This window comes from Neisseria sp. LACPHL-SPEC-2024-00856 (assembly GCF_047915665.1).
In the GTDB taxonomy this organism is placed as follows: domain Bacteria; phylum Pseudomonadota; class Gammaproteobacteria; order Burkholderiales; family Neisseriaceae; genus Neisseria; species Neisseria polysaccharea.
The window spans coordinates 1-10,320 of sequence record NZ_JBLRPR010000020.1; the positions used below are offsets into that span (position 1 = coordinate 1).

Here is a 10,320-nt window from a genome sequence, read left to right on the forward strand (position 1 = left end):
TTTATTTTGAGGCGCAAAGGTCTTCGATGCACACGATGCGGCAGAATTGGCAGGTCAATATGGGCGTGCGCAGTATGTTTTGATGCGGCGGATGCGCCTGAAAACAATCCGGAACGGTCAGACGCGTTCCGGATTGTTTTTTGTCGGGGCGGTTTGTTGATTGGGGCGCGGGTTTGTTTAAAGGTTCGGCGGTTTGTTTGCCGTTTCCGCCTATTCGGGATGGCTGTTCGGCGCGGATGAATTTGCCGCCATATCAAAACAGGCGGGCGATGCCGTCTGAAGCTTCGTCATTCCCGCAACTTTTCGTCATTCCCGTGAAAACGGGAATCTAGAATCTCTAAAGCTTCAGCTAACCTTTGAATATTGCCGCTATCCCAAGGTCTGGATTCCCGCCTGCGCGGGAATGACGGTTTAGAAGTTACCCGAAATCTCAAAAAAAAACCGAAACCGAACACACTGGATTCCCGCTTTCGCGGGAATGACGGCGGAGGGTGGACGATGCCGTCTGAAGCCCGACAAGGCATTTGATGCCGTCTGAAACCCCGTCATTCCCCCTGCTGTCCGCAACCTTTCGTCATTCCCGTGAAAACGGGAATCTAGAACTTCAAACTTTCAGATAATCTTTGAATATTGCCGCCGCCCGAAGGTCTGGATTCCCGCCTGCGCGGGAATGACGGCAAACGGGGGATGGGGCATCACGATGCGGCGGCAATGTGTCCGGAATGGGGCGGTTTATCCGAAAAAGCCCATTTTGACTTGGATGAGTTTTTCCAGTTCGTTCAGGATGCGCCGGCGCGAGACGAAAAAGATGATGTGGTCGCCGTCTTGGATGACGGTTTCGGTATGATGTCCCATAATGGTTTCGCCGGTTTCGGCGCGGACGACGGCGGCAATGTGGCAGCCTTCGGGCCATTTGATGCCGCTGATGCGCCTGCCGATGATGGCGGAAGTTTTTTTGTCGCCGTGTGCGACGACTTCGATGGCTTCCGCCGTGCCGCGCCGGATGGGGTGGACGGCAACGATGTCGCCGCGCCGGATGTGGGCGAGTATCGAGCCGATGGTGATGAGGTGGGGGGAAACGACGATGTCGATTTTGTTGCCTTCGAGCAAATCGACGTAGCTTGAGCGGTTGACGATGCCGATGACGCGCTTCGCGCCGAGGTTTTTCGCCAAAAGGGCGGACATAATGTTGCTTTCGTCGTCGTTGGTCAGGGCGCAGAATACGTCGATTTCGTCGATGTATTCGTTGTCGAGCAGGGTTTCGTCGGTTGCCGAACCTTGCAGGACGAGGGTGTTGTCGAGGTTTTCGGCTATCCATTCGGCACGGCGCGGCCGGCATTCGATGATTTTGACGTTGTATGCGTGTTCGAGCTGCTTGGCGAGACGGTAGCCGATATTGCCGCCGCCGGCAATCATGATGCGGCGGGTGCTGGTTTCTTTGGGGCGCAATTCGGGTATGACCGCGCCGATGTTTTCGGCGGCGGCGGCAAACAGGATTTCGTCGCCTTCGATGATGACGGTTTGCGGCGCGGGGACGATAAGGCGGTTGTTGCGGTAAACGGCGCAGATTTGGCAGTCGGCCCCGTCGGGCAAGTCTTGGGCGATGTCGGCGATTTCGCGGTTGACGAGCAGTCCGCCGCGCCGCGCCTGTATGATGACCATCCGCACGCGGTCGTCTGCAAAACGTAAAACCTGCAATGCGCCCGGGCAGTCTATCAGGCCGGCAAGCTGTTCGGTAACGAGCTGTTCGGGGCTGATGGTTTCGGTTATGCCGAATATGGAAAGGCTGCCGTTTTCGTTGTTTTCGAGCTTGGGGCTGAGGTATTCGAGGTATTCGCTGGAACGGACGCGCGCGATGCGGCCGGGGATGTTGAACAGGTCGGCGGCAACTTTGCAGGCGACGATGTTGGTTTCGTCGCTGCGGGAGAGCGCGAGCAGCAAGTCGGCATCTTCCGCGCCGGCGCGTTCTAATGTGAAGGGGGATGCGCCGTTGCCGAAAACGGTTTGGACATCGAGGCGGCTGCCTGTTTCCTGCAATGCTTTTTCGTCGATGTCGATAACGGTTACGTCGTTGTTGGGTATGGCGGCAAGGTTTTGCGCGACGGTAGAACCTACCTGTCCGTTGCCTAAAATGAGGATTTTCACGGTGTGGGTCGTCGGGTGATGAAATGGTGGATTGTACTGCAATCGGGGGCGGAAATGCCGTCTGAAGGCGGATTTTGCGTTCAGACGGCATTGCGCCTCAAGATTCGACGGGGATGATGCCGATTTTCGCCTGCCATTGGCGCGGGGCGGTGGCGTGGATGGATTCGCCTTTGCTATCTACGGCAACGGTTACGGGCATATCTTTGACTTCAAATTCGTAAACGGCTTCCATACCCAATTCGGGGAACGCCAAGACTTTGGAAGATTTGATGGCTTTTGCCACGAGGTATGCCGCGCCGCCGACCGCCATGAGGTACACGGCTTTGTTGTCGGCAATGGCTTCGCAGGTGGCCGCGCCGCGCTCGGATTTGCCGATCATACCCAAGAGGCCGGTTTGTTCGAGCATTTGGCGGGTGAATTTGTCCATACGGGTGGCGGTGGTGGGACCTGCCGGGCCGACGACTTCATCGCCGACCGGATCGACAGGGCCGACGTAGTAAATCAGGCGGTTGGTGAAATCGACGGGCAATTCTTCGCCTTTGTCGAGCATATCGACGAGGCGTTTGTGTGCGGCATCGCGGCCGGTGAGGATTTTGCCGTTCAGCAGCAATACGTCGCCGGTTTTCCAGCTTGCCACTTCTTCTTTGGTCAGCTTGTCGACATCGACGCGTTTGCCGTTGTCGGGGCTGTAAGTCAAATCGGGCCAGTCTTCAACGCGCGGCGGCGTGAGTTCGACAGGACCTGAGCCGTCCAATTCAAATTCGACGTGGCGGGTGGCGGCGCAGTTCGGAATCATGGCGATCGGCTTAGAAGCGGCATGGGTCGGGTAATCGAGGATTTTGACGTCCAACACGGTGGTCAGTCCGCCCAAGCCTTGTGCGCCGATGCCCAGCGCGTTGACTTTTTCAAAGAGTTCGAGGCGCAGGGCTTCTGTGGTGGACAATTCTGCGCCGGACGCTGCTTTTTCCTGTAACTCTTGAATGTCGATGTGGCTCATCAGAGATTCTTTCGCCATCAGTACGGCTTTTTCGGGCGTGCCGCCGATACCGATGCCCAAGATGCCGGGAGGACACCAGCCCGCGCCCATGGTCGGGATGGTTTTCAATACCCAATCGACGATGTTGTCGGAAGGGTTGAGCATGGCGAGTTTGGATTTGTTTTCAGAGCCGCCGCCTTTTGCCGCGCAGGTTACTTCGACTCTGTCGCCCGGCACGATGCTCATATGGATGACGGCGGGGGTGTTGTCTTTGGTGTTTTGGCGTTTGCCGGCCGGGTCGGCGAGAACGGAAGCGCGCAGCGTATTGCCTTCCCAAGTGTAGGCGCGGCGTACACCTTCGTTAACCATCTCTTCCACGCTCATGTCCGCATCCCATTGGACGTTCATGCCGACTTTGAGGAAGACGGTCGCGATACCGGTATCTTGGCAGATGGGGCGGTTGTTTTCCGCACACATACGGCTATTGACCAAAATCTGCGTCATCGCGTCTTTGGCGGCAGGATTTTCTTCCTTCTGCCACGCCTTATAAAGTGTGTCGATATAGTCTTTCGGATGGTAATAGCTGATGAATTGGAAGGCATCGCAGATACTTTGGATAAAGTCTTCTTGCTTGATGACGGTCATGATTGTGTTCCTTTTCAAGGTTGTGGCGGTAAGTGTCTGCTGCTGTTTTAAACAACCTTTTTGAAGGCTGTTTTTTATCAGGTTGAAATAGTGCCAGCGTTTGTACGGTAAAGACAATACATAATTCTAATCTATTGATTATCAATTTGTTTTAATAAAATACTGTTTCACTCGGGTTTTGATATTTGTAATCTTTGCCTGTTGCCTGTAATGGAAATAAAACTACAAATATGTTTGGTAATTTTAGGTTTTTTATAAATGCCGTCCGAACCTGTCCGAATATCCTTTTTAACGGCATAAAAATTATTCTCAATAATTTCAATCTGATTTCAACCGCTTAAAGGATATAATGACAGTAGGGAGTTGTCATATATGAAAGAGGGAATTTTGACTGAAGTCAAACGCATTTGACTTTTTGAAATTTTATAACTTATTTTCCAAATATCAGTATTTTCAAAAAATATACATATATTACAGTAATATATATATTTTTCACTAGATTGCAATAATGAGAATGGATTGTATTTTTCTGTTTGTTTTTTCTATTTTTCAGACGGTATTTTTTATAATCTTATTGAAAAATAAGTGTATTTTAAAATTTCATACATAAATTTTGTCAACAATATATGTTTCTATGGCAATTTTGTAGTTTAGTAACGATAAGGTACAAATTCTGATAAACTATGTTTCACATAAGAAACATTAAGTTATAAACATATTCATAGTACGCGAGAGGAAGTTCTTATTTCTCTTGTGTAACAAAAATACACAATACCGAATCTACTATCCTTCCAACAGGACACTGCCATGAGTAAAAATTTGTTAACCCTGACCATAGACGGCCATGAAGTCAAAGCTTCCGCCGATTCGTCAATCATCCAAGCCTATGCACGTTCGGGCAATGCGATTACTGCCAACGTCGGCTGCATGGGTCAAGGCGTATGCGGTTCCTGCCGCTGTATGATTCGCAAAGAAGGTGAGCGCGAAGTAACGACTGCGTTGGCGTGTGAAACCAAAGTCGAGGAAGGCATGCAGGTCAGCTTCTTGGACTACTTTATCCCCGAGCATATCCAATACTACGATGTGGGCGAAGTCGGCGACGGCTGGAACTGGCTGGACGACACCGCCAAAGCCTTTCCCGAAGCGCAAAACTGCCGCCATTGCGGCGGCTGCAACCGCGCCTGTCCCAAAGGTTTGGAAGTGGAAAACGGCGTGGCGCAAGTGGTATCGGGCGATTTCGGTGCGGCTGCGCTGACCTTCGACCAATGCGTGATGTGTAACCTCTGCACCCTTTCCTGCCCGGAACACATCCGTCCGAACCACTTGGGCCTGTTCGCCCGCCGTATGAAAGCGGCGCGCACATTGCGTCCTGTGGATTTGATGCGCCGCCTGCGCGAAATCGACAGCGGCAAAATGAAAGTCGAATTTGAAGAGGAGGCAATGTGATGGCGAACAAAATCCAAGGCATAGACTACGAAACCGCCCTTGCCAACCTGCGCGCGTCCTCATTGGAACTGCGCGGCGACCTGCCGGAAAAAAACGAATTGCTGAGCCAATTCCATCCCGATTATCAGGCAAATGCACGTGTGAAACTGCCTATCGGCCCAAACCAAGGCGATTACTGCCATCCTGATTTGGCCAAACTCTTAATCAGTCAGCCTCTGATTGACGACTATGATTTGTCAGGCGCAGAACACTTGAACACCGACGTATTGGTCATTGGCGGCGGCGGAGCAGGCGCGGCTGCGGCATTGTCTGCGACTGAAGCAGGCGCACGCGTCATCATGGCAAACAAACTGCGTATCGGCGACAGCAATACCGTGATGGCCGAAGGCGGCATTCAGGCGGCAGTCGGCGCGGAAGACAGCTTACAACAGCACTTTGACGACACCATCAAAGGCGGCCACAACGTCGGTAAAAAAGAATTGGTTGCGCAAATGGTTACCGATGCGCCATCCGCCATCCGCTGGCTGATTGGCTTGGGTATGACCTTCGACCTTGCCAATGGCGCGGACAGCAACGGTATGTTGAGCCGCAAACGCGCGGGCGGTACGACCGTGCCGCGTATTTTGAGTTACCGCGACTTTACCGGCCTCGAAATGATGCGCGTCCTGCGCGAGGCAGTCGAACTCGACGAAAACATCACCCAGCTCAACCGCCACCCCGCCATCGAATTATTATCAGACGAACACGGTCGCTGCGTCGGCGCGATTTTGTACGATTTGGAAAAACGCTCTTTGGTATTGGTGCACGCCAAAGCCGTGGTCTTGGCTACCGGCGGCAGCGGAAGGCTGCATTTGCAGGGTTTCGCCACTTCCAACCATTATGGTGCGACTGCAGACGGCCTGGTAATGGCGTACCGCATCGGCGCGAAACTGCGCGATGTCGATTCCTTCCAATACCATCCGACCGGCGTTGCCCATCCGCCGCACTTGGCAGGCGCGCTGATTTCCGAAGCCGTGCGTTCCGCAGGCACCAAACTGGTCAACGGTTTGGGCGAGCGTTTCGTTGACGAATTGCAGCCGCGCGACGTGGTTGCCGCCGCCATTTTGCGCGAATGCCGCGAAGGCCGTGGCGTGGTACGCGACGGACAAGTCGGCGTGTTCCTCGACACCCCGCGCCTGATTGCCAACGATCCTGATGTGTTGAACCGTTTGGTTACACTCGGACACGTCGCCCACAAATGCGGCATCGATCCCGCTGTCGAACCCGTGATGATTCATCCGACCCTGCACTATCAAAACGGCGGTGTCGAAATCAACGGCGACGGCGCAACCTGTGTGGAAGGACTTTATTGCGCCGGCGAAGTAACCGGCGGCATCCACGGCCGCAACCGCCTGATGGGCAACGCGCTTTTGGACATCATCAGCTTCGGCCGCCGTGCCGGTAAAGCTGCGGCAAATTGCGGCCTGCCGCTGAAAAAAGTGCGCGGCGGTGTCGGACACGTTCACGACCTGCAACGCGAAATGACCCGCGCCGGACTGACCGGCGACATCAAAGCCCCCGTTTTATATCCCGACTACGGCAAATTCGATTTGCGCGAACACGCCGGTTTGCAGGAGCAACAATTATGAACCAAGCCAATCAAAACTTACTGCACCCGTCCCGCCAAGTCGGCGCGGATTTGACCGCGTGGCGCAAAGTCGGCGGCGGCGAAGGCCTGCTGGCGGCACTTGCCGATCCTCAAAGCATTGTTTCCAAACTGCAAGAAGCCAACCTATGCGGTATGGGCGGTGCAGGTTTCCCGACTTGGCGCAAATGGGAGGCGGCGGTTGCCGCCCAAAGCAAACACGGCGACAAATACGTCGTCTGCAATGCCAACGAAGACGAACCGGGTACGTTCAAAGACCGCGTGTTGCTGGCGAAAACACCGCACCAAGTCATCGAGGGCGTATTGATTGCCGCCGTCGCCTGCCGCGCCAACAAAGCGGTTTTGTACGTCAACCCTCATCAGACCGACTCCATCGCCTCCATCACACCCGCCATCGAGCAATGGAAAAACAGCGATTTGTTTATCCGTATCGAAAACTACTTGGGCAAACCTTTGGACTTGCAACTGGTTGAAACGTCAGGCCGCTATATCGGCGGCGAAGAAACCGCCGTGATTTCTTGGCTGGAAGGCGGTTTCCCCTTCCCCCGCCGCAAGCCGCCGTTCCCAGCCGAAAGCGGTGTCAACGGCGAGCCGACCCTGATCAACAATACCGAAACCTTCGCCAATATTCCGCAAATCCTTGCCAAAGGCGCGGAATGGTACAAATCGCTGGGTTTGGGCGATGCGGCCGGTACAAAACTCTATTCGCTTTCCGGCGACGTATTGAATCCGGGCCTGTACGAACTGCCGATGGGCACGACCCTGCAATCGCTGATTTTCGACCACGGCGGCGGTATGCTCGAAGGCCGCACGTTTAAAGCCGTATTTACCGGCGGCCCGTCAAACACGCTTCTGACCGTGAAAGATTTGGATGTGCCTTTGGACTTCGTGTCCGTGCGCGAACGCAAATCCAGCCTCGGTACGGGCGCGATGATTGTGATTTCCGAAGGCACGAGCGTGGTGCGTAAAGTGTCCGAATATGTGGAATTTTTTGCGTCCAACTCGTGCGGTCAATGCCCGCCGTGCAAAGGCGGCACGTTCCAACTTTCACGCCTGCTCAACCGCGTGGATACCGGCATCGGCACTTCAGACGACCTCCGCGCCCTGCAAAGCCTGTGCCAACTGCTGCCCCGAAGCGGCCGCTGCGGTCTGATTGACGGCGCGGTTACTGTGTTGCAAAGCTCGCTGCGTACCTTCCCCGAAGAGTACGGGCTGCCGGCGGGGCAGGATTAAGCAGATACGATGTTTCAGACGGCAGGCAGGGTTGTCGGCCGACAAATTGATTGGGGTTTAAGCATTTGTCAGGTGTTACAACGTAAATCACTTGCCGGAAGGAAAACGATACGGCGTATCTTGAGGTTTTGCCCTCTCCCCAACCCTCTCCCCGTGGGAGAGGGTTAGGGAGAGGGTAAAACACAAAGTGCAAAACGCAAAACTCAAGAAATGCCGTCTGAAAAAGAGAACGGCGCAAAACACGTTCAGACGGCATCCCACGCCCAAATCAGGCACACGCCGTCTGAAACCCGATTTTCCCGATACTTCAAACTAGGAGACTAATATGGGCTTCAAGCCAATCCCTGCGGCGGCCGCGCTCGCGCTGACGCTGCTTATCTGGTTCGTCATCCCTGTTCCCCAAGGCGTATCGCCCGACGCGTGGCATCTTTTGGCACTGTTCGTCGGCATCATTGCCGGCATCATCGGCAAAGCGATGCCCATCGGCGCAATGGCGGTTTTGGGCATTACCTTGGTCGCGCTGACCGGCGTAACCAACGAAAAAGCCGCCGACGCGACCAAAGACGCTTTAAGCAGCCTCAACAACTCGTTAATCTGGATGATCGGTATCGCCATCATCATCTCGCGCGGCCTGTTGAAAACCGGTTTGGGGATGCGTATCGGCTACCTTTTGATTTCCCTTTTCGGCAAACGCACGCTGGGCGTGGGTTACAGTTTGGCACTAGCCGATTTGGCCATCGGTCCGGTTACGCCGAGCAACACCGCGCGCGGCGGGGCGATTGTGCATCCGATTATGAAATCCATCGCCTTGAGTTTCGACTCCGATCCTGAAAAAGGGACGGAAGGCAAAATCGGCAAATACCTTTCACTGGTCAACTTCCACGCCAACGTGATTACCTGTCTGATTTTTATCACTGCCACCGCACCCAATCCGCTGGTCGTCGAATTGGTTGCCAAAGCCACCAACTCGCAAATCCAACTCTCTTGGGGCACTTGGTTCTTGGCGATGATCGTACCCGGCCTGATTGCGATGCTGCTGATGCCGCTGGTGCTGTATTTCCTGTATCCGCCTGAAATCAAACAAACCCCTAACGCCACTGCATTGGCAAAAGAGCATTTGGCTGCCATGGGGCCGATGAAGCGTGAAGAAAAAATCATGCTGGGCATTTTCCTGGTTCTGCTGCTGTTGTGGGCGGGTATTCCCGAGATGCTGTTCGGCGTGAAAGTTGATGCTACCGCCACCACCTTCCTCGGCTTGAGCCTGTGCCTTTTAACCGGCGTACTGACTTGGGAAGATGCGCTGAAAGAAAAAAGCGCGTGGGACACCATCGTTTGGTTTGCCGCCTTGGTGATGATGGCGAACTTCCTCAACAAACTGGGGCTTATCGGCTGGTTGTCCGAATCTATGCAAAGCGGTATCGCCCATTTGGGCTTGGGTTGGGAAGCCGGCTGCGCCCTGCTGATGCTTGCCTATCTCTACGCCCACTACGTTTTCGCCAGCGGCACGGCACACGTTACCGCGATGTTCGGCGCGTTTTACGGTGCGGGTCTGGCATTGGGCGCGCCGCCTATGCTGTTTGCCCTGATGATGGCGGCCGCCACCGGCATAATGATGTCGCTGACCCATTACGCCACCGGTTCCGCGCCTGTGATTTACGGCTCAAACTACGTCAATATGGGCGAATGGTGGAAGGCGGGCTTCATTATGAGCGTTATCGAAATCCTGATTTTCGCCACTGCCGGTATTTTGTGGTGGAAAGCTTTGGGTTATTGGTAAACCGCCGGCTGTTTGAATGTTAAGGCAAAAAATGCCGTCTGAAACCGTTTCGCGGTTCAGACGGCATCCGCCGTCATTCCCGCGCAGGCGGGAATCCAGACCTTCGGGGCGGCGGCAATATTCAAAAGTCGTCTGAAAATTCAGAAGTTCTAGATTCCCGCGCAGGCGGGAATTCAGACCGTTCGTTTTCAGCCGTTTCCGATAAATTCTTGCAACTTTGAGTTTCTAGATTCCCACTTTCGTGGGAATGACGTGATACAGATTCCCGTTCTGCATCACAATATAAAAACATATAAAAAACATTGGAATATCAAGCAATTCATTTTTTTGGTGTGTCAATGATTTAAGCATATAATAATAAAAATCACATACCTTCAAAATGGAAAAACTGATGAAACAAAAAAAGACAGTTCAATGCATCTTACTTGGCTTCGCGGCCGCTTCTATGCACGC

The 10,320-nt window shown here is 53.8% G+C and carries 6 protein-coding genes; 4 read left to right on the forward strand and 2 right to left on the reverse strand.

The window, feature by feature from the left end; all coding sequences use genetic code 11:
* Window positions 1-732: 732 nt before the first annotated feature.
* Together trkA and ACNAU7_RS10260 are read right to left on the reverse strand one after the other, a co-directional pair.
* The gene (gene trkA / locus ACNAU7_RS10255; RefSeq protein WP_118793193.1) at window positions 733-2,145 is read right to left on the reverse strand and encodes a Trk system potassium transporter TrkA; all 1,413 of its coding nucleotides are present in this window, start codon (window positions 2,143-2,145) and stop codon (window positions 733-735) included.
* Between the two features lie 97 nt (window positions 2,146-2,242).
* Entirely contained in the window at window positions 2,243-3,766 is a 1,524-nt protein-coding gene (locus tag ACNAU7_RS10260; protein WP_416302163.1) for a fumarate hydratase, read from the reverse strand.
* 807 nt (window positions 3,767-4,573) lie between these two features.
* Here ACNAU7_RS10260 and ACNAU7_RS10265 point away from each other — a divergent pair.
* From ACNAU7_RS10265 to ACNAU7_RS10280, 4 genes are all read left to right on the forward strand, one after another.
* Window positions 4,574-5,212: a 2Fe-2S iron-sulfur cluster-binding protein gene (locus ACNAU7_RS10265; protein ID WP_107863771.1), complete on the forward strand. Its 639-nt coding sequence runs from the start codon at window positions 4,574-4,576 to the stop codon at window positions 5,210-5,212.
* On the forward strand, window positions 5,212-6,840 hold the full coding sequence (locus ACNAU7_RS10270; protein ID WP_107863770.1) for an FAD-binding protein: 1,629 nt from the start codon (window positions 5,212-5,214) through the stop codon (window positions 6,838-6,840). The genes ACNAU7_RS10265 and ACNAU7_RS10270 overlap by 1 nt, the downstream gene beginning before the upstream one ends.
* On the forward strand, window positions 6,837-8,090 hold the full coding sequence (locus ACNAU7_RS10275; RefSeq protein WP_115177998.1) for a complex I 51 kDa subunit family protein: 1,254 nt from the start codon (window positions 6,837-6,839) through the stop codon (window positions 8,088-8,090). Before ACNAU7_RS10270 ends, ACNAU7_RS10275 begins: the two co-directional genes overlap by 4 nt.
* A 325-nt stretch (window positions 8,091-8,415) precedes the next feature.
* Entirely contained in the window at window positions 8,416-9,867 is a 1,452-nt protein-coding gene (locus tag ACNAU7_RS10280; RefSeq protein WP_416302164.1) for a DASS family sodium-coupled anion symporter, read from the forward strand.
* Window positions 9,868-10,320 lie beyond the last annotated feature (453 nt).

Coding starts and splice junctions, on each gene's coding strand:
- ACNAU7_RS10260 (WP_416302163.1), bottom strand. CDS start 3,766: ATGACCGTCATCAAGCAAGAAGACTTTATCCAAAGTATCTGCGATGCC.
- ACNAU7_RS10265 (WP_107863771.1), top strand. CDS start 4,574: ATGAGTAAAAATTTGTTAACCCTGACCATAGACGGCCATGAAGTCAAA.
- ACNAU7_RS10270 (WP_107863770.1), top strand. CDS start 5,212: ATGGCGAACAAAATCCAAGGCATAGACTACGAAACCGCCCTTGCCAAC.
- ACNAU7_RS10275 (WP_115177998.1), top strand. CDS start 6,837: ATGAACCAAGCCAATCAAAACTTACTGCACCCGTCCCGCCAAGTCGGC.
- ACNAU7_RS10280 (WP_416302164.1), top strand. CDS start 8,416: ATGGGCTTCAAGCCAATCCCTGCGGCGGCCGCGCTCGCGCTGACGCTG.